Annotated in this window: 13 protein-coding genes; 9 read left to right on the top strand and 4 right to left on the bottom strand. The window is 72.8% G+C overall.

Going from position 1 to position 19,077, the window contains the following annotated elements; genetic code table 11:
- Positions 1–36: 36 nt before the first annotated feature.
- From mnmA to gatA, 6 genes are all read left to right on the top strand, one after another.
- Entirely contained in the window at positions 37–1,125 is a 1,089-nt protein-coding gene (mnmA, locus tag L3i22_RS48160; RefSeq protein WP_221324082.1) for a tRNA 2-thiouridine(34) synthase MnmA, read from the top strand.
- Positions 1,118–2,113, top strand: coding sequence for a methionine synthase (locus tag L3i22_RS48155; protein WP_221324081.1), 996 nt, complete (start codon positions 1,118–1,120; stop codon positions 2,111–2,113). Before mnmA ends, L3i22_RS48155 begins: the two co-directional genes overlap by 8 nt.
- Before the next feature lie 64 nt (positions 2,114–2,177).
- Complete coding sequence (gene ligA, locus L3i22_RS48150) at positions 2,178–4,373, top strand: NAD-dependent DNA ligase LigA (RefSeq protein WP_370644313.1); 2,196 nt, start codon at positions 2,178–2,180, stop codon at positions 4,371–4,373.
- 318 nt (positions 4,374–4,691) lie between these two features.
- Entirely contained in the window at positions 4,692–6,716 is a 2,025-nt protein-coding gene (locus L3i22_RS48145; protein ID WP_221324079.1) for a bifunctional diguanylate cyclase/phosphodiesterase, read from the top strand.
- 45 nt (positions 6,717–6,761) lie between these two features.
- Positions 6,762–7,061 (top strand): Asp-tRNA(Asn)/Glu-tRNA(Gln) amidotransferase subunit GatC, encoded by a 300-nt coding sequence (gene gatC / locus L3i22_RS48140; RefSeq protein ID WP_221324078.1) that lies wholly within the window; start codon positions 6,762–6,764, stop codon positions 7,059–7,061.
- Between the two features lie 2 nt (positions 7,062–7,063).
- Positions 7,064–8,527 carry an Asp-tRNA(Asn)/Glu-tRNA(Gln) amidotransferase subunit GatA gene (gatA, locus tag L3i22_RS48135; RefSeq protein ID WP_221324077.1) on the top strand — a complete coding sequence of 488 codons (1,464 nt, stop codon included), beginning with the start codon at positions 7,064–7,066 and terminating at the stop codon, positions 8,525–8,527.
- 20 nt (positions 8,528–8,547) lie between these two features.
- Here gatA and L3i22_RS48130 read toward each other — a convergent pair whose 3' ends face one another.
- Positions 8,548–9,996 carry a M1 family metallopeptidase gene (locus L3i22_RS48130; RefSeq protein ID WP_221324076.1) on the bottom strand — a complete coding sequence of 483 codons (1,449 nt, stop codon included), beginning with the start codon at positions 9,994–9,996 and terminating at the stop codon, positions 8,548–8,550.
- A gap of 142 nt (positions 9,997–10,138) precedes the next feature.
- Between L3i22_RS48130 and gatB the strand changes: the two genes are divergently transcribed.
- On the top strand, positions 10,139–11,638 hold the full coding sequence (gene gatB / locus L3i22_RS48125; protein WP_221324075.1) for an Asp-tRNA(Asn)/Glu-tRNA(Gln) amidotransferase subunit GatB: 1,500 nt from the start codon (positions 10,139–10,141) through the stop codon (positions 11,636–11,638).
- Between the two features lie 128 nt (positions 11,639–11,766).
- Positions 11,767–12,732 (top strand): tetratricopeptide repeat protein, encoded by a 966-nt coding sequence (locus tag L3i22_RS48120; protein ID WP_221324074.1) that lies wholly within the window; start codon positions 11,767–11,769, stop codon positions 12,730–12,732.
- Positions 12,733–12,744: 12 nt separating this feature from the next.
- On the opposite strand, the gene L3i22_RS48115 is transcribed toward L3i22_RS48120, so the two are convergent.
- From L3i22_RS48115 to L3i22_RS48105, 3 genes are all read right to left on the bottom strand, one after another.
- Positions 12,745–14,412 (bottom strand): metallophosphoesterase, encoded by a 1,668-nt coding sequence (locus tag L3i22_RS48115; protein WP_221324073.1) that lies wholly within the window; start codon positions 14,410–14,412, stop codon positions 12,745–12,747.
- Positions 14,413–14,461: 49 nt separating this feature from the next.
- Positions 14,462–15,622, bottom strand: coding sequence for a sorbosone dehydrogenase family protein (locus tag L3i22_RS48110; protein ID WP_221324072.1), 1,161 nt, complete (start codon positions 15,620–15,622; stop codon positions 14,462–14,464).
- 70 nt (positions 15,623–15,692) lie between these two features.
- Positions 15,693–16,118, bottom strand: a complete 426-nt coding sequence (locus L3i22_RS48105) for a PH domain-containing protein (RefSeq protein WP_221324071.1) — start codon at positions 16,116–16,118, stop codon at positions 15,693–15,695.
- Positions 16,119–16,313: 195 nt separating this feature from the next.
- Here L3i22_RS48105 and L3i22_RS48100 point away from each other — a divergent pair, with 195 nt between their 5' ends.
- The gene (locus L3i22_RS48100) at positions 16,314–18,935 is read left to right on the top strand and encodes a bifunctional diguanylate cyclase/phosphodiesterase (RefSeq protein WP_221324070.1); all 2,622 of its coding nucleotides are present in this window, start codon (positions 16,314–16,316) and stop codon (positions 18,933–18,935) included.
- Positions 18,936–19,077 lie beyond the last annotated feature (142 nt).

Genomic DNA, 19,077 nt, shown 5'->3' with positions numbered 1-19,077 from the left:
CGATCGCTCGCCGGACGCCCGGATAGGCTTTGGGGTATGCGAGTTCTTGCGGCCATGTCCGGCGGTGTCGACTCCGCGGTCGCCGCGGCCCGTGCCAAGGAGGCCGGTCACGACGTGACCGGGGTTCACCTGGCGCTGGCCCGTAATCCACAGGCGTACCGGACCGGGGCGCGCGGCTGCTGCACGCTGGAGGACTCGCGGGACGCGCGGCGCGCCGCCGACGTGATCGGCATCCCGTTCTACGTGTGGGACATGGCCGAGGAGTTCCACGCCAGCGTCGTCGACGACTTCGTCGAGGAGTACGCGGCCGGCCGGACGCCGAACCCGTGCCTGCGCTGCAACGAGAAGATCAAGTTCGAGGCGGTGCTGGACCGGGCGGTCGCGCTGGGCTTCGACGCGGTCGTCACCGGGCACCACGCCCGGCTCGGGGCCGACGGGCTGCTGCGGCGCAGTGTCGACCTGGCCAAGGACCAGTCGTACGTGCTGGCCGTGCTGACCCGCGAGCAGCTGGACCGGGCGATGTTCCCGCTGGGGGACTGGACCAAGGAGCGGGTGCGGGCCGAGGCGGCCGAGCGCGGGCTGGCGGTCGCCGACAAGCCGGACTCGCACGACATCTGCTTCATCGCGGACGGGGACACCCGGGGGTTCCTGGAGGGGCGGCTCGGGGCCGCGCCCGGGGACATCGTGGACGGGCGGAGCGGGGCGAAGCTGGGCACCCACAACGGGGCGTACGGGTACACGATCGGTCAACGCAAGGGGTTGAACCTGCGGGTTCCGGCGCCGGACGGGCGGCCTCGGTACGTGCTCTCGATCACTCCGGTGACGAACACCGTGACGGTGGGGCCGCGGGAGGATCTCGAGGTCGACACGGTGACCGCCACCCGCCCGATCTGGCATGAAGTTTCGGGGAATGTCCGGTGTGAGGTTCAGCTTCGGGCGCATGGTGAGGTCGTCGCGGCGTCGGTCGCCGTGGACGGGGCGTCGTTGACGGCGACCCTGGCGACGCCCGCTCGTGGCGTGGCCGCCGGGCAGGCGATCGTCGCCTACCGGCCCGACCCGGAGGGTGACATCGTGCTCGGCTCGGCCACCATCACCGCCGGTCTCCGGGCGTCGGCGCATGCCTGACTTCCCGTGGCCGTCCGGGTCCGCGACCGGCATCGGCTCGCTGCCCGGCACCGACATCACCGAGGCCCAGCGCATCGTCCTCGGTGAGCTGCCGAGCCTGCCGCACCTTCCCGAGCTGCCGGAACGCGGCCCGGGTGCGGACCTGATCGGCCGCGGCGCGGGCTTCCTGGTCGAGCTGCCGGTGGAGCTCTACGTCGGGCGCTGGCAGATCGCCGCCCGGCCCGGCCGGGACCAGCGGCACACCGCCGACCTGCTGGACCGCGACCTGGACCAGCTCACCGAGCAGGCCGACGGCTTCACCGGCACCGTCAAGATCCAGGCGGCCGGGCCGTGGACCCTGGCGGCCTCGCTCGACCTGCCGATCGGCGGGCGGATGCTGCGCGACCCGGGCGCCGTCCGGGACCTGACCGACTCGCTCGCCGAAGGGCTCCGGCGGCACGTCGCCGACGTGCGGAAACGGATTCCGGGCGGGACCGTGCTGCTGCAGCTCGACGAGCCGTCGCTGCCCGCCGTGATGGCCGGGCAGGTGCCGACCGAGAGCGGGCTCAGTGCGTACCGGGCGGTCGACGGGCCGGCCGCCGCGACCGGGCTGCGGACCGTGATCGAGGCCGTGGACGCCCCGGTGGTGCTGCACTGCTGCGCGCCGGACCTGCCCTGGCAGGTGGTCCGGGACTCCCGGGCGACGGCCGCCGCGTTCGACCTCTCGCTGCTCAAGGACCTCGACCCGGTGGGCGAGGCGATCGAGGCCGGGCTGGGCCTGTTCGTCGGCGCGGCGCCGACCCGGCCGGCGCCCGGCACCCGGCCCGACTCGAAGCGGATCGCCGAGCGGGTCCAGAAGCTCTGGCGGCGGCTCGGCTTCCCGGAGGCCCGGCTGCCCGAGCAGGTGGTGATCACCCCGGCCTGTGGGCTGGCGGGCGCCGCTCCCGGTTACGTCCGTGCGCTGCTCAAGGCATGTCACGAGGCGGGCCGGCGGATCTCCGAGGTGTGAGCCCGGAATTGTCGGGGGTTGGTATTACCGTGCCTCGTAGGTTGTTCGAGACACGGAGGTTGTGGTGACTTCACCGAGTTCCGAGGCCGGCGCGCGTCACGCTGAGCTCGCGGAGGAGATCCGCGGCCATCAGTATCGGTATTACGTGCTCGACGCGCCGACCATCGCCGACGGTGAGTTCGACGTGCTGCTGCGCGAGCTGGAGGCGCTCGAGACCGAGTTCCCCGAGCTGCGGACCCCGGACTCGCCGACGCAGAACGTGGGCGGCACGTTCTCCACCGACTTCGTCACGGTCCCGCACGTCGAGCGGATGATGTCGCTGGACAACGTGTTCAGCTTCGACGAGCTGGACGCCTGGGCCGAGCGGACGGTGCGGGACGCCGGCGGGCCGGTCCCGTTCCTGTGCGAGCTGAAGGTCGACGGGCTGGCCATCAACCTGCTCTACGAGAAGGGCCGGCTGATCCGCGGCCTGACCCGGGGGGACGGGCGCAGCGGCGACGACATGACGGCCAACGTGCGGACGATCCGGGAGATCCCGGAACGGCTGACCGGGGACGACGTGCCCGACCTGATCGAGGTGCGCGGCGAGATCTACTTCCCCGGCGAGGCGTTCGCCGACCTCAACGCGACCCTGGTCGAGCAGGGCAAGGCGCCGTTCGCGAACCCGCGGAACGCGGCGGCCGGCAGCCTGCGGCAGAAGGACCCGCGGATCACCGCGTCCCGCGGCTTGCGGATGGTGGTGCACGGCATCGGCGCGCGGGAGGGTTTCCGTCCCGTGTCGCAGTCGCAGGCGTATGACCGTCTGCGGGCCTGGGGGCTGCCCACCAGCACGCGCTGGAAGGTGGTCGACGACATGGCCGGGGTGCGGGAGTTCATCGGGTACTACGGCGAGCACCGGCACGACGTCGAGCACGAGATCGACGGGGTCGTGGTGAAGGTCGACCCGGTGGCGATCCAGGGGCGGCTCGGGTCGACCAGCCGGGCGCCGCGCTGGGCGATCGCCTTCAAGTACCCGCCGGAGGAGGTCACCACCAGGCTCCTCGACATCGCGGTGAACGTGGGGCGCACCGGCCGGGTGACGCCGTACGCGATCGTGGCGAAGGTGAAGGTCGCCGGCTCCGAGGTGTCCCAGGCGACCCTGCACAACGCGCAGGAGGTGGTCCGCAAGGGCGTGCTGATCGGCGACACCGTGGTGCTGCGCAAGGCCGGCGACGTGATCCCGGAGATCCTCGGGCCGGTGATCGACCTGCGGCCGGCCGATGCGCGGGCGTTCGTGATGCCGACCGAGTGCCCGTCCTGCGGCACGCCGCTGGCGCCGGCCAAGGAGGGGGACATCGACATCCGGTGCCCCAACAGCGAGGCCTGCCCGGGGCAGCTGTTCCAGCGGCTGGCCACGCTGGCGAGCCGGGACGTGCTCGACATCGAGGTGCTGGGCGAGAAATCGGCGAAGGCGCTGCTCGACTCCGGGGTGCTGCACAACGAGGGCGACCTGTTCACGCTGACCGAGGAGGACCTGCGGCGGGTGCCGTTCTTCGTCAACAAGAACGGGCAGCTCGGTACGAACGCGGGGAAGATGCTGCAGAGCCTGGCGGAGGCCCGGTCGCGGCCGTTCGCGAAGGTGCTCGTCGCCCTGTCGATCCGGCACGTCGGGCCGACCGCGGCGGAGGCGCTGGCCGTGGAGTACGGGTCGATGGACGCGCTGGAAGAGGTGCTGGCGCGGACGGCGGCCGATCCGGTGGCGGTGGCGGCCAGTGCGGAGGCGGCTTCGATCGAGGAGGCCGGGGCGGAGGCCGGGACCGCTGAGGTGGCCACGGCGAAGCGGAAGGCCAAGGCGGTTGATCCACTCGCGGCGGTGGAGGGCGTCGGGCCGATCATCGCGGACAGCCTGCGGGAGTGGTTCACCGTGCCGTGGCACCGGGAGATCGTCCGCAAGTGGCGCGAGGCCGGCGTGCGGATGGCCGACGAGCGGGTGGACACCGGGCCCCGGCCGCTGGACGGGTTGAGCTTCGTGGTCACCGGCACGCTCGCCGGGTTCACCCGCGACAAGGCGGCTGAGGCGATCACCACCCGGGGCGGCAAGGTCAGCGGCTCGGTGTCGAAGAAGACCGGGTTCGTGGTGGTCGGGGAGAACCCGGGCAGCAAGTACGACAAGGCGGTCGCCCTGCGGGTGCCGGTGCTGGACGAGGCCGGTTTCGAGGTGCTGCTCGCCGAGGGCGCGGAGGCGGCCCGAGCCGTGGCGGAGATCGCGCCGGAGGGCTGAGGACGGGTTTTTGGGGTAAACCGTGCCCACCCTCGGACGTCGCCCTTGCGGGCCTCGTGTTCTGGGCGCCCCGCGCCCTTGCGAGGCCCGGAAGGGTCCCCGCGGGAGCGGCGGTCTGTACCCCGGCGGACATGGGACATGAAGTTCTTGATTTTCGGACGATCCTCGCCGCGACTGAGCGGCCTGTACCCCTATGGGATGAAATGAGGGTTTGGCTGCCTATGTGAATGTAATAACGGGTAAGTGCATTAGCGGCAAATGCGACATGTGGATCTATCGTGTAGGCGATCGGTGAGCATGGCCAATCGTGGAGGTCGCATGGAAGCCGTTCGTCCCCGTACGGCTGCCTCCGGCCCCCGGCTGCGGCGTGCGCTGATCGTCACCGCGGGTCTGACCGTGCTGGCGGACCTGGCGCTCTGGGCGGTCGCCCCCGGAACGTTCCGCATGTTGCCGATGGCGTACTGGATCATGGCGGTGCTGGCCGTGGTGGCCGACGCGCGGCCGCATCCGCTGCCCGGGCGCCGCGTCAGCCGGGTCGTGCTGCCGTCCACCTGCTTCACCTTCGCCATCGTGCTGGCCTGGGGATTCGTGCCCGCACTGGCGGTCCAGCTGATCGCCGTGACGGTGGCCGGGGTGCGGATGCGGCACGCCGTGCCGCGCACGATCCACCTCGCGCTGCAGCACGCCGCCGGGCTCGGCGCGGCCGCGGTGGTGGCCGGCCTGGTCGCCTGGCGGATCGGACCCCGGCCGGATCTGCGCGACGCCGCGCTGACCTGCGCCGCGGCCGCCGCCTGGATCGCCGCGCGGTACACCGTGGCGGCCGTCGTGCGGCGCTGGACCGCGGAACGGCGGCCGCGGCATCGGCGCCGGGCCCCCGCCGACCTGCTGGCCAGCGCCGCCCTGCTGCTGCTCGCCCCGGTCCTGCTGGTCGCCGCGCAGGTCAGCCCGGTGCTGCTGCCGCTCGCCCTGCTCGCGCTGCACGCCGTGCACCGGATGGTCCGCTGGGCCGGCGAGTCCGAGCAGGCCACCCGGGTCGACGCGCTCACCGGCCTGCCGAACCGGCGCGCCCTGCAGTCCACCATGTCCGAACGCGGGCCGGACCGGCAGCGGGCGCTGATCCTGCTGGACCTGGACCAGTTCCGGACCGTCAACGACGCCCTCGGGCACGGCGCCGGGGACCGGCTGCTGGCCCGGGTCGCCGACCGGCTCACCGCCGCGGTGCCCCGGCACGACCTGGTCGTCCGGCTCGGCGGGGACGAGTTCGCGGTGCTCGCCACCCGGGTCGAGGGCGCCGCGTCGGCCCGGCGGATCGCCGAGCACCTGGCCGAGGCGCTGAGCCGGCCGTTCCCGATGGACGGCACCCCGGTCGAGCTGACCGCCTCGATGGGCATCGCGCTGCAGTCCGGCCGCCGCGACGGCGCGACCCTGCTGCGCGAGGCGGAGACCGCGATGTACGAGGCCAAGCAGCACGGCGACCAGGTCACCGTGCACGGGCCGGACGCGCCGCACGCCTCGCCGGAACGCCTGGCCCTGCTCGCCGACCTGCGTACCGCGCTGCGCCGCGACCCGCCCGACGACGGGATAGTGCTCTACTACCAGCCGCAGATCGCCATCGCGACCGGTGAGGTGGTCGGCGTCGAGGCGCTGCTGCGCTGGCGGCACCCGCGCCGCGGCCTGGTCGGGCCGGAGGAGCTGCTCCGGGTGGCCGAGCCGACCCCGGTGATGCGGCTGCTCACCGCCCGGGTGCTGACGGAGGTGGTCACCCAGCTCGCGGCCTGGCGGTTCGCCGGGCGGCCGCTGCGGGCCGCGGTCAACGTGAGCGCGCGCGACCTGCACGGCGGGGAGTTCGCCGACCTGGTCGGCGGGTTGCTGCGGGACCACGAGGTCCCGGCCGACCTGCTGCAACTGGAGATCACCGAGAGCGCGCTGATGACCGACCCGCACCGGGTGCTGGACACCATCACCCGGCTGGACCGGATGGGCGTGGCGATCTCCCTGGACGACTTCGGCACCGGCTTCTCCTCGCTGCAGCACCTGCGCCGGCTGCCGCTCGCCGAGGTCAAGATCGACCGGTCGTTCGTGCTGGGGATGGCGACCGACCGCGGCGACGCGGCGATCGTCCGCTCGGTGATCGGGCTGGCCGAGTCGCTCGGGCTGCGCGCGGTCGCCGAGGGCGTCGAGGACGACGTGACCTGGCGGCTGCTCGCGGCGGCCGGCTGCCACGCCGCGCAGGGCTGGTTCCACGCCCGGCCGATGCCCGCCGGTGAGCTGGCCGAGTGGCTCTCGCGCTATCGGCCCATTCGGCCCGGGGTTCTTCGCGGACCCTGGAGCCCGGCGAAATAGACTCTGGGTTTGCACGCAGACGCACAAACATCACAAGGGGGCAGGATGGCCGCCATCTCCCGCGAAGAGGTCGCGCACCTGGCGCGCCTGTCGCGGCTCGCCGTGACCGAAGAGGAGCTCGACCGGTTCGCAGGACAGCTCGACGTGATCCTGCAGTCGGTCGCCCGGGTCGGTGAGGTGGCCGCGGAGGACATCCCGCCGACCTCCCACTCGGTGCCGCTGACCAACGTGTACCGCGACGACGTTCCCCGGCCGAGCCTGACGCAGGAGGCCGCGCTCTCCGGCGCGCCCGACGCGTACGAGGGCCGGTTCCGGGTGCCGCGGATCCTGGACGAGGAGGAATGACCGTGAGCGACCTGACCCTGCTGAGCGCGGCTTCGCTCAGCAAGCTGATCTCCGCCAAGGAGGTGTCGGCCGTCGAGGTCACCACCGCTCACCTGGACCGGATCGACGCCGTGGACGAGCGCGTGCACGCGTTCCTGCACGTGGACCGGGAGGGCGCGCTCGACGCGGCCCGCCGGGTGGACGCGGGCGAGATCACCGGGCCGCTGGCCGGGGTGCCGATCGCGGTCAAGGACGTGGTCACCACCAAGGGGGTCCCGACCACCGCCGCTTCCAAGATCCTCGAGGGCTGGAAGCCGCCGTACGACGCGACGATCGTCGAGCGGCTCAAGGCCGCCGGCCTGCCGATCCTCGGCAAGACCAACATGGACGAGTTCGCGATGGGCTCGTCCACGGAGTATTCCGCGTACGGGCCGACGAACAACCCGTGGGACCTCGGCCGGATCCCGGGCGGCTCCGGCGGTGGCTCGGCGGCGGCGCTCGCGGCGTACGAGGCGCCGCTGGCGATCGGCACCGACACCGGCGGCTCGATCCGGCAGCCGGGCGCCGTCACCGGCACCGTGGGGGCGAAGCCGACCTACGGCGGCACGTCCCGCTACGGCCTGATCGCGTTCTCCTCCTCGCTGGACACCCCGGGCCCGTGCGGCCGGACCGTCGAGGACACCGCGCTGCTGCACTCGGTCATCGCCGGCTACGACCCGCGGGACTCGACGTCGATCCAGCAGCCGGTGCCGGACGTGGTCGCCGCGGCCCGGCTCGGCCTGCAGGGCGACCTGACCGGCGTCAAGCTCGGCCTGGTCAAGGAGTTCGCCGGGGACGGTTCCGAGCCGGGCGTCGTGGCCGCGTTCAAGGAGTCGCTGGAGGCGCTGGTCAAGCTCGGCGCCGAGGTCGTCGAGGTGTCCTGCCCGCACTTCCAGTACGCGCTGCCGGCCTACTACCTGATCGCCCCGAGCGAGGCCTCCTCGAACCTGGCCCGCTTCGACGGCGTCCGGTACGGCCTGCGCACCGGCGACGACGGGCAGCACTCGCTCGAAGAGGTCATGTCGCTGACCCGGGAGGCCGGCTTCGGTCCCGAGGTCAAGCGCCGGATCATCCTCGGGACGTACGCGTTGTCGAGCGGGTACTACGACGCGTACTACGGGCAGGCGCAGAAGGTCCGCACGCTGATCACGCGGGACTTCGAGGCCGCGTTCGCGAAGGTGGACGTGCTGGTCTCGCCGACCACGCCGTTCGTCGCGTTCCCGTTCGGGTCGCGCACGTCGGATCCGTACCAGATGTACCTGGCCGACCTGTTCACCATCCCGACGAACCTGTACGGCGGGCCGGCGATCTCGGTTCCGTGCGGGCTCTCCGAGGGCCTGCCGGTCGGCTTCCAGATCATGGCCCCGACCATGGCCGACGACCGGATGTACCGGGTCGCCGGCGCCCTGGAGTCGGCGATCGGCACGTTCAGCCCGCCGGCCCTCTGACCGTTTCCCGAAGGCCCCGGTCAGGCCGGGGTCTTCGGGGAGTCCAGCCAGGTGTTGATCAGCTTGCTGAAGTCCTTGCCGGTGTTCTTCTGCACGAAGGCGATGAACGCGGCCCGGTCCTGGTTCGTGTCCCGGTGCTCGGCGACCCATGCCGTCATCAGGGCGAAGAACTTCTTGTCGCCGAGGGCGTCGTTCAGCTCCTTGAGCATCGCCGCGCCGCAGATGTAGACGTTGCTCTCGGCGAAGTTGGCGGCCTTCGGCCGGCCGGGCGGGCCGACCGACTTGCGCAGTTCGGCGTCCCGCTTGCGCAGGAAGCGTTCCAGGTCGGCGTCGCTGAACTTCTGGACCTTCTGTTCCCAGAGGAACTGCAGGTACTGCGCGAAGCCCTCGTTGAGCCACAGATCGGTCCAGGTCGACGGGGTGACCGCGTCGCCGAACCACTGGTGGGCGTACTCGTGGACCAGGACCTCCTCGAAGTAGGCCTGGTCGTCCTTGGACCACTTCCCGGCCAGCGACCGGCCGATGCTGAGCATCTGCTGGGTCTCCATCGCCGAGACCGAGCCGTTCAGCAGGGCGCCGCCGGTCTCGAACGGGTAGGCCCCGAGCATGCTCTCCAGCCAGGTCAGGATCTGCGGCGACTTCTTCAGCGAGGTCAGCACCTTGTCGTCGGCCTTCGGCAAAACCCAATAATTCAGCTGTACGCCGTGTGGCCCGGCCTGGGTGACCTTCGTGTACCGGTCCACGGCCAGGGTGGTCAGGTAGGCGGCCACCGGGACGGACGAGCTGAACTCGCCCTCGGCCGGTCCCGGGGTGCCACTGGCGACCGCGGCCCAGCCCGCCGGGACGGTGACCTTGATGTCGTACAGCGCCTTGTCGGAGACCAACTCGTTCGCCGGGTACCAGGTCATCGCGCCCCACGGCTCCTGCATCGTCCACAGGCCACCGGTCGCGGTCGGGCGCAGGCCCAGCCCCTCCTTGGCGTCCGAGCGGTGCGACGGGAACTTCACCTGCTTCGGCGTGCCGTGGTAGTCGACGACGAGCGTCACCGGCCGGTCGGCGACCAGCTCGGCGGGGACGGTCAGCTTCTCCTCGGCGACGGTGCCGGTGGCCGGCCGGTCGTCGACGGTGACCTTGTCGACGGTCAGGTTCGCGAAGTCCAACGTGATCGCACCGGCGGCGGCTGCCGGGCGGATGCGGAGGGTGGCCGTACCGGAAAGCTGTTTGGTCGTGGGTTGCCAATCGAGCTTCAGGTCGTACCGCAGCACGTCGAGACCGGCATTGCCGTGCTCGGGGTAGAGCTTGTCGGCGACCGGCGTGGACCGGCCCGCCGACCAGGCGGTGTAGTCGACCGCCGGAGCCGCGTCGGACGGTGCCGCGGAGGGGTTCGCGGCGGGCGGCGCGGGCGTGTCGGTGCAGCCCGCGCACAGGACCGTCGCGGTCAGCGCCACGCCGGCGAGAGATCGAAACATGCACGGCACGCTATCGTGGAGATCATTTTTTGGGTGCCCCGCCGACCCTGACGTGCAAACCCGGCGTCGTCCCGTCATACCGGGCGACTAGGCTTGACCCCTGTCCGTATCCCGATGCCGCAGTGAGCCGGAGCCGAAGCACATGACGACCATCGCGCTGCCGTCCTACGACGACGCACTCAGCCGTTACGAGCCGGTCATCGGCCTGGAGACGCACGTCGAGCTGGGCACGCAGACCAAGATGTTCTGTGGCTGCAAGACCGAGTTCGGCGCCGAGCCGAACACCCAGGTCTGCCCGGTCTGCCTGGCCCTGCCGGGCGCCCTGCCGGTGATGAACCGCGCCGCGATCGAGGCGACCATCCGGATCGGCCTCGCGCTGAACTGCGACATCGCCCCGTGGTGCCGGATGGCCCGGAAGAACTACTTCTACCCGGACATGCCGAAGAACTTCCAGACCTCGCAGTACGACGAGCCGCTCTGCGTGGACGGCTACGTCGACGTCACGCTGGACGGCAAGGAGTACCGGGTCGAGATCGAGCGGGTGCACATCGAGGAGGACACCGGCAAGACCCTGCACGTCGGCGGGGCCACCGGTCGCATCCACGGCGCCACCGAGTCGCTCGTCGACTACAACCGGGCCGGCATCCCGCTCGTCGAGATCGTCACCAAGCCGGTCCCCGGCCTCGGCGCGCTCGCCCCCGAGGTCGCCAAGGCCTACGTCGCCGAGCTGCGCGACATCGTCCGCTCGCTGGGCGTCTCCGACGTGCGGATGGAGCAGGGCTCGATGCGCTGCGACGTCAACACCTCGCTGAACCTGCCCGGCGACGAGTGGGGCACCCGCACCGAGACGAAGAACGTGAACTCGCTGCGCTCGGTCGAGCGCGCGGTCCGCTCCGAGATCATCCGGCAGGCGGGGCTGCTCAACGAGGGCACCCGGATCTTCCAGGAGACCCGGCACTTCCAGGAGACCACCGGCGACACCCGCGCGGGCCGCTCCAAGGAGACCGCGACCGACTACCGGTACTTCCCCGAGCCCGACCTGGTCCCGATCGCGCCCGACCCGGCCTGGGTCGAGGAGCTGCGCGCCTCCCAGCCGGAGAAGCCCAGCGTCAAGCGGGCCCGCCTCCGCGAGGACTGGGGCATCACCGAGCTGGAGATGCAGTCGGCCACCAACGCCGGCGCGGTCGAGCTGATCGAGGAGACCATCGCCGCCGGCGCCTCGCCGGCCGGCGCCCGCAAGTGGTGGATGGGCGAGCTGGCCCGTCGCTCCAACGAGCTGGGCGTCGAGCTCGCCGAGGTCGGCGCGACCCCGGCGCACGTCGCCGAGCTGCAGAAACTCGTCGACGAGGGCAAGCTCAACGACAAGCTGGCCCGCCAGGTGCTGGAGGGCGTGACGGCCGGCGAGGGCTCGCCGTCCGAGGTGATGGCCGCGCGCGGCCTCGGCGTCGTGTCCGACACCGGCGCGCTGCAGACCGCGGTCGACGAGGCCATCGCCGCCAACCCGGACATCGCCGCGAAGATCCGCGACGGCAAGGTGGCGGCCGCGGGCGCGCTGGTCGGCGCGGTCATGAAGACCACGCGAGGCCAGGCCGACGCCAAGACCGTCCGCGACCTGATCTTGTCCCGGCTCGGGGTTTCCTGACCATTTCGGTACGACGTTTCGCCCGGCCCGCCGTCAGGGGGACCGGGCGACGTCGTTTCCGGGTACTCGTGAGCGTCGATTAGAGTCGGCCGGCGATCGTTCGTTCGCCTCGATCCGGGGAGCTCGCCATGACCGACGTCACGCCGTCCGCCGACGGGGCCTGGCCGCTGCCGTCCGGTGCGCCCGCGCTGCCGGTCGGCGCCCCGGTGGTGGCGACCCCGGAGCTGCCGGTGCCCTACGCCCGGCCGGTCCCGCCGCGGCCGGACACCGAGGGCGAGCCGGAGTTGGTCGCGGCGGCCCACGTGGCGGTGCACGAGCAGCGGTTCACCGACGCGGTCGACCTGCTGGAGGAGTTCCTGCGGGCGCATCCGGAGGACGCGCGGGCGTGGCACCGGCTGGCCGGGGCGCGGATCGGTCTCGGTCAGTACCGTACGGCGCTCGCGGCGGCCGACCGCTCCGTCGAGCTGGATCCGGCCCGGGCGCCGGCGCATCTGATGCGCGGGCTCGCCCAGGGCTACCTGCACGGCTGGGGTTCGGCGGAGCCGTCCGCGGCCCGGGCCGTCGAGCTGGACCCGGGCAGCGCCGACGCGCACGCGCTGCTCGCCCAGGCGTTGTCGGCGCAGGGCCGGGCGGGAGCCGCCGAGGACGCCGCGCGGGCCGCGCTGGCCATCGCTCCCGGCCATCGGGCGGCGCTGCTCGTGCTCGCCAAGGGTGGGTCGCCGGTGGCCCGCTGGATGCCGGTGGTCAACGCCGTCGCGATGCCGGTGGTGATCGTGCTCGGCGTCCTGACCCTGATGCTGGCCGGCTCGCCGGAGGCGGCGATCTTCGGCGGCTTCGCGGTGGTGGCCGTGCTGCCGCTGTTCACCGCGGTGCTGCGCTGGGCGCTCGGCAGTCGCGGGGGCGTCGTCCGGGCGTTGCCGGGCTGGGCGTTTCCGGTCATCCCGGTGGCCGCCACGGCCTTTGTCGCCGTCCCGGTACTTCTCACCGGCACCCGGTTGGCCGGCGCCGTGGCCCTTCTGCTGATCACGGGCCTCTTCGCCACGTCATGCACGATGGGCCTGCGCCGCTCGATCCGCCGCCGCGCCGTCACCTGACGGACGCCCGGGTCAGCGGCTCGACCGGCCCGGCGCGGGGATCGTGGACGCCGACTCGGCCGGGACGCCGGCCGGGACGGACGGGGTCGGGCTGGGTGGCGGGCCCTCGTCGTCGAGCCCGACGACGTTGCGCTGCATCTCGACGTTGGACTCGCCGGTCCCGCCCAGCTGGATGTCGTCGTACGCCTTCAGGTCGTGATGCTCGTCGAAGTAGAGAACCGACAGCGACAGCGGCGTCGGCTCCTCGCCCTCCAGCCCGCGCAGCCCGGCGCCACCGGTCGAGCCCTCGATCATCAGGCGGGTCGACACCGGGCCCAGGATCGCGGCCGAGGCGGACGGCGTGGGCGACGGGATCGCCGAGGCGGACGGGTCGGGCGTCGGCGCCGCGCGCGCCGGCAGCATCGCCACCGACCGCTTGTGCTTGTGACCGGCCAGGACCAGCGGCACCAGCCCGGACAGCGGCTGGGCCATCGCCGGGTCGTGGACCAGGGCGATGTCCACCTTCTTGCCGGAGTCCTGGATCGTCTTGGCGAGCCGCTCGCCGGACGCGGTGAGCAGCTCGGCGCCGGAGTTGTCGCCGGCCGTGTTGGTCTCGCTCTTGTCCGGGGTGAACTGCGGGTCGCCGATCCCGCCGATGGTCAGGCCGTCGACCACGGTCAGCCCGTTGTCCAGGACGATCGCGTTGCGCTGCTTGGCGACCGCGGCCTGGATCGCGACCGAGTCGTGGTTGCCGCGGACGTAGATGTAGGGCACGCCGATCGACGGGATCGAGGAGACGTACGACGTCTCGGCGCTGCTGCCCCAGTCGACCATGTCCCCGGTGTCGACCACCGCGTCGATGTCGAAGGTCTGCACCACGGTCCGGATCAGGCCCCAGGACGACGGGTTCAGATGCAGGTCGGAGACGTGCAGGATGCGGGTGGTGTTGCCGGCCGGCTCGTAGACCGGCAGCGACGACACGGTCGTGTAGATCCGGCTGACGTTGCTGACGATCTGCTGGAGCTGATCGGCGTACCGCCCGTAGTTGTCCGCGATCCGTCGCGCGTCACCGACCACGGCCGGGGCGTTGACCAGCAGCCCCTCGTAGCGGGGCTCACTGATCGCGTTCGGCCGGATGGTGGCGGCGGCCAGCCCGATGCTGCCGGCCGCGGCGATCAGCGCGGTGAGCCCGGCCGCCGCGGTGCGCCGGACGTTCCGGAAGATCAGCCCGGCCGCGATGATCGCGCTCAGCACGGCCAGCCCGACCGCGCGCAGCGCCAGCTGGGTCACCCCGGTGGTGACCTCGTCGACGGCCCGGTCACCGGCCGAGCTGATCGCCGTCGGGTTGTCGATCAGCTCCTCGGTCCGGCTCTGGTCGAGCGAGCCGAGCGCCACCTTGAGGTGCAGCGTGCCGCGGTGACTGTCCAGGTGCAGCGAGCCGAGCGGCGGGATGTCCACCTCGGTGCCGCCGACCAGGCTGGGGCGCAGCGACATCTCCGCCTTGAACGGGCCCACGGCGATCTCGGTGTGCGCGAACAGCATCACGCCGATCACCGCCGAGGTGATGCTGACCAGGCCGACGGCGGCGACTGTCCGGGAGTTACGGAACCAGCGGTGCCGCCACACCCGGACGGTCAGATCGACCGCCGAGTGGAGGCGACGGCGCCAGGGGGGTGCGGCCGGGGCCGCGAACTCACTCATCGCGGGCTCACCTGCCCACCCTGGCTCGTGGCGAAACAGTTATCACCCGTCAACTCCGGCCGGCGCCGCCGTCCGAGAAGACGAGCCGGATCAGACGATCGTCCTCCGGATCCGGCTCGCCGGCGTCCTCCTGGTTGGAGGTGCTCACCCAGAGGGACCCGTCCGGGGCGGCGACCAGGGCGCGGAGCCGGCCGTACTTCCCGGTCAGCAGCTCCTGCGGGGTGCCCAGGACGGTGCCGTTGCCGGTCACGTTCAGCAGGTAGAGCCGCTTGCCGAGCAGGCAGGCGGTGGCCACCGTGCTCTCGAACGCGGCCACCCCGCCGCACGACGAGTCGGCGGTCGGCCAGGCCACCAGGGGATCGGCGAACTTCGCGTTCCCCGCCTTGCCGTCGGCCTTGGGCCACCCGTAGTCCTTGCCCTTCACCACGATGTTCAGCTCGGAGAACTTGGGCTGGGTGTTCTCCGTGGCGAACATCCGCTTGGTCTTGTCCCAGGTCAGGCCCTGCACGTTGCGGTGGCCGGAGGACCAGACCAGCGACGTCTTCACCGGGTTGCCCGGGGCCGGCTTGCCGGCCGTGGTCATCCGCAGGATCTTGCCGCCCAGGCTCTTCGGATTCTGCGCGAACGTGCCGGTGGGCGTGCCGTCGCCGGTGCCGGCGTAGAGGAACCCGTCCGGCCCGAAGGCCAGGGCGCCGCCGTTCTCCTCCGCCGAGCGGGGGATGCCGGTCAGGATCGGGGTCAGCGGGCCGCCCAGGACCAGCTTGCCGATCCGGTTGTCGGTGGTGGTCGAGTAGTAGACGAAGATCGTCTTGTCGGACGCATACTTCGGGGAGACGGCGATGCCGAGCAGGCCGCCGTCACCGGAGGCGCGCACCTCGGCGAGGCGGGTCGCCTCGGAGACCTTGAGGCCGTCGGCGTCCGACTCCGGCCCGACCTTCAGGATGCGGGCCGTGTCGCGCTCGGTGACCAGGGCCGACCCGTCCGGCAGGAAGGCGATGCCCCACGGCACCTCGAGGCCCTTGGCCAGCACGGTGATCGCGATCTCCGAGTCGTCGGCCGCGGCGCTGGCGGTGGCGGCGACCGACGGGCCGGGCAGATTGGGCGCGCTGCCGGCCTGATCCGGCCCGGGCGGGCCGAAGCTGCACCCCGAGGTCAGGGTCAGCACGACGGCGAGTGTCGCGACCGCGGCACGGCCCCGGCGGGAACGCACGGCTCAACCACCCCCTAGCTAGTCTGCCGACCAGGGTAACCGCGACCCCTGACAGTTCCCGGGGAGGCGGTCACGGCTCCACGGTGGCTGGTTCGCCCTCCGCGTCGGCGGTGTCGCCGTCGTCCTCGGACGCGGCCGGGCTCTTGCCGGCCGCGGCCAGCACCAGCGGCAGGTTGTCCCGGGTCACCCCGGTCAGCCGGATCACGTTGCCGTTGTCCAGCAGCGCGGAGACCCGGCCGCGCTGGTCCGGCGCGAGCTCGGTGATCCGGCTCCACGGGACGCGGTTGCCGCCGAACAGGGCACGGACCCGCAGCTCGTCCGGGAAGACGTCGGTGCCGGCCCGCCAGGACCAGATCAGCGCGGTGAGCGGGATCAACAGCACCGGAAGGTACGCCGTGGAGACGCCGGCCAGCGGCATCGCGCCGGCGAACGCGATCCCGGAGGCCACCAGGGCGGTGCCGGACTTGCGTACGCGAAGGGCGGGACGTCTGCTCACCGACCCATCTTCCCACCGCCCCCGGCGGGGTTATCCACAGGCCCTGGTTGACCGGCGACCGTCCATGGTCGACGATCCGGAAGAGGCCGCCGTAACCGGACCCACCGATCGATCGTTGTCCGGATACAACGACCTCTTGTTCCGCCCCCGTCCGTCGGGAGCCGATCCCCTCGGCATGAACGCAGAGGACCTGTCGTGGCCGTGCCGCCCCTCCCGCCGGCCCGGCCCGAACATGGCCGGGCGACCCTGCTCACCGTCGCGTCGACGGCCGTCCTGGTGCTGCTCGCCGGCGCCACCGGCCTGCTGCCCGGCCCGGTCGCGCTGGCCCTCGCCGTGGGCGCCGCCGGCCTGTGCGCCGCCGCCTACCTGGTCCGCTCGGCGCTGGACATCCATCACGCCGACGGCACGTTCGTGGCCTGTCGCGGCGCCGGCTTCGTCGGGATGGGCGCGCTGGCCACCGCGCTGACCGTGCTGGTGCCCTGGTGGTCGCCGCCCGGCGAGGTGGTCTGGCTGACCGTGGGGCTGGCCGCGGCCGCCGGGTGCTACGTGCTCGGCGCCGCGCTGCTGCCCGGCGCCGCGCGCAACTGGCCGATCCGGCTGCGGCGCGGCTTCGACGGGCTCGGCCTCGGCGTCAGCCTGGGCTTCGCGGCCTACCTGATCCCGCCGGACGGGCAGGCCCACCCGGCCGCGCTGCCGGCCGTGCTGATCACCGCGGGCGGCGCCTCGATCGTCACCGTCGTGGTGCTCCGGGCCCGGCCGCGCCCGGTCCCGGCGGTCTGGTGCGCGGCCGGCTCGGTGCTGGTGCTGATCGCCCTCGCGGTGCTGGCCGAGCTGCTGGCGCTGGGCGTGACCGGTCCGGCCGTCCCGCTGCTGGGTCTGCCGATGGTGGCCGGCCTGGCCGCGGCGGCGGGCGGCGGCTCGCGCCGGGGCCTGCCGGTGCCGCCCGCCGAGCCGGTCAATCCGGACCGCTATCTGGCGAGCTATCCGCTGCTCGCGGTGCCGGCCGCGGTCGGCGTGATCGCCGCGGTGTGGCACCTGCTGACCACCCCCGGCTTCGACACCGAGGGCGTGATCTTCGCGGTCATCATGATCAGCGTCCTGGTGATGCGGGAGTTGCTGGTGGTCCGCGACATCCGGCTGTACGCGGGCCGGCTGCGGGTCACCGAGGCGCACTTCCGTTCCCTGGTCGCCGGCGCCACCGACCTGACCCTGGTGCTCGACGAGCGGCTCACCGTGCGCTGGCAGTCACCGGCCGCGGCCCGGCTCTTCGGGCTGCGCGACGACCAGGTGCTGGGCCGGGCGTTCGGCGAGATGATCCACCCGGAGGACGCCGGCGACGCGCTCGCGGTGATCGGGTCGGTGCTCGCCGGCGAGCACGAGGGCGGCCCGCCGGTGCTGGTCAGCGCCCGGCTGCGGGACGGCGCCAAGCTCTGGCGGGACACCGAGTCGACCATCTCCGACCAGCGCGCGGTGCCCGAGGTGGCCGCCCTGGTGGTGCACGTGCGGGACGTCGGCGAGCGCCGCCACCTGGAGCGCACCCTGCACCGCCTGGCGTACCTGGACCAGCTCACCGGCCTGGCGAACCGGCAGGCGCTGATGCGTGACCTGCTCGCCTTCCGCCGCCGCCCCGGCCCGCACGGCACCCTGCTCGTGGTCGACCTGCACGGGCTCGCCGAGGTCAACGACACGCACGGCCGGGAGGTCGGCGACGCGGTGCTGACCGAGGTGGCCCGCCGGCTGCGGACCCTGACCCGCGCCGAGGACGTGCCGGCCCGGCTGGGCGGCGACGAGTTCGCGGTGCTCACCCCGGAGTCGGCGGTCCCGGCATACGCCCTGGCCACCCGGATCGTGGCGGCCCTCGCCGAGCCGTTCCAGCTGCCCGGCGCGCAGGTGCGCCTGCAGACCAGCGTGGGCCTGGCCGAGCTGGCCGGCGCCGACGGGCCGGACGAGGCGCTCCGGCACGCCGACCTGGCCCGGCAGCGCGCCCACCAGCTCGGCCGCGACTCGGTGGAGTGGTACGACCCGGACGTCGAGCTCCAGCTCCAGCGCCGGATGCAGCTGGAGCGCCAGCTGCCCGGCGCGGCCGGTCAGGGCGAGCTGGACCTGGTCTTCCAGCCGGTGACCGGGCTGCGCGACGACCGCCCGGCCGGGGTCGAGGCGCTGCTGCGCTGGCGGCATCCGGAGCTCGGCACGATCCTGCCGGAGGAGCTGCTGCCGATCGCCGAGGCGCTGGGCATCATCGCCGAGCTGAACGAGTGGGTGCTCGACGAGGCCTGCCGCCACCTGCGGAACTGGGTCGGCGACGACGGCGAGTTCTGGGTGTCGGTCAACGTCGGGCCGCGCGAGCTGCTCACCGCCCGCTTCCCGGAGCAGGTCGCCGGCACCCTGCGGCGGTACCAGATGGCCCCGGACCGGCTGGTCGTCGAGGTCGCCGAGACCTGGATCGCCGAGGACCTGCCGGCGATCGTCTCCGCGCTGTCCGGCCTGCGGAAACTCGGGGTCCGCGCGGCGCTGGACGACTTCGGCTCGAGCCAGACCTCGCTGGCGAACCTGCGCCGCCTCCCGGTCGACATGTTGAAACTCAACGCGAGCCTGGCGCAGGACGCGTCCGAGGCCGCGACCCTCGACGTGGTGGTCGGCCTGGCCCGGCGGATCGGTCTCGACATCGTGGCCAAGGGTCTGGAGACCCCGGAGAGCATCGAGCGCGCCGCGGCCGCCGGCTGCCGGTTCGGCCAGGGCCTCGCGCTGGCCCCGCCGGCTCCGGCCGAGCGCATCGAGGCCTACCTGGAGAGCCACCGAGCCGACCGCAATCAATAACAAAACCCGTTAAACCCCGCTTTGGTACGACCAAAGCCCCGCGCCGATCCGACAAACGCCCACCGCGCTGCCGCCGGGCCGGGCCGGCGTGCGGTGCGGCCGGGGCTGGGCCGGCGGCGCGGGGCGGGCTTCTCAGCTGGTG

The organism is Actinoplanes sp. L3-i22 (assembly GCF_019704555.1).
Lineage (GTDB): Bacteria > Actinomycetota > Actinomycetes > Mycobacteriales > Micromonosporaceae > Actinoplanes.
The sequence above is the reverse complement of the archived record's forward strand: the minus strand, read 5'-3'. Positions and strand labels throughout refer to the sequence as shown.

Coding starts and splice junctions, on each gene's coding strand:
- mnmA (WP_221324082.1), top strand. CDS start 37: ATGCGAGTTCTTGCGGCCATGTCCGGCGGTGTCGACTCCGCGGTCGCC.
- L3i22_RS48155 (WP_221324081.1), top strand. CDS start 1,118: ATGCCTGACTTCCCGTGGCCGTCCGGGTCCGCGACCGGCATCGGCTCG.
- L3i22_RS48145 (WP_221324079.1), top strand. CDS start 4,692: ATGGAAGCCGTTCGTCCCCGTACGGCTGCCTCCGGCCCCCGGCTGCGG.
- gatC (WP_221324078.1), top strand. CDS start 6,762: ATGGCCGCCATCTCCCGCGAAGAGGTCGCGCACCTGGCGCGCCTGTCG.
- L3i22_RS48130 (WP_221324076.1), bottom strand. CDS start 9,996: ATGTTTCGATCTCTCGCCGGCGTGGCGCTGACCGCGACGGTCCTGTGC.
- gatB (WP_221324075.1), top strand. CDS start 10,139: ATGACGACCATCGCGCTGCCGTCCTACGACGACGCACTCAGCCGTTAC.
- L3i22_RS48120 (WP_221324074.1), top strand. CDS start 11,767: ATGACCGACGTCACGCCGTCCGCCGACGGGGCCTGGCCGCTGCCGTCC.
- L3i22_RS48115 (WP_221324073.1), bottom strand. CDS start 14,412: ATGAGTGAGTTCGCGGCCCCGGCCGCACCCCCCTGGCGCCGTCGCCTC.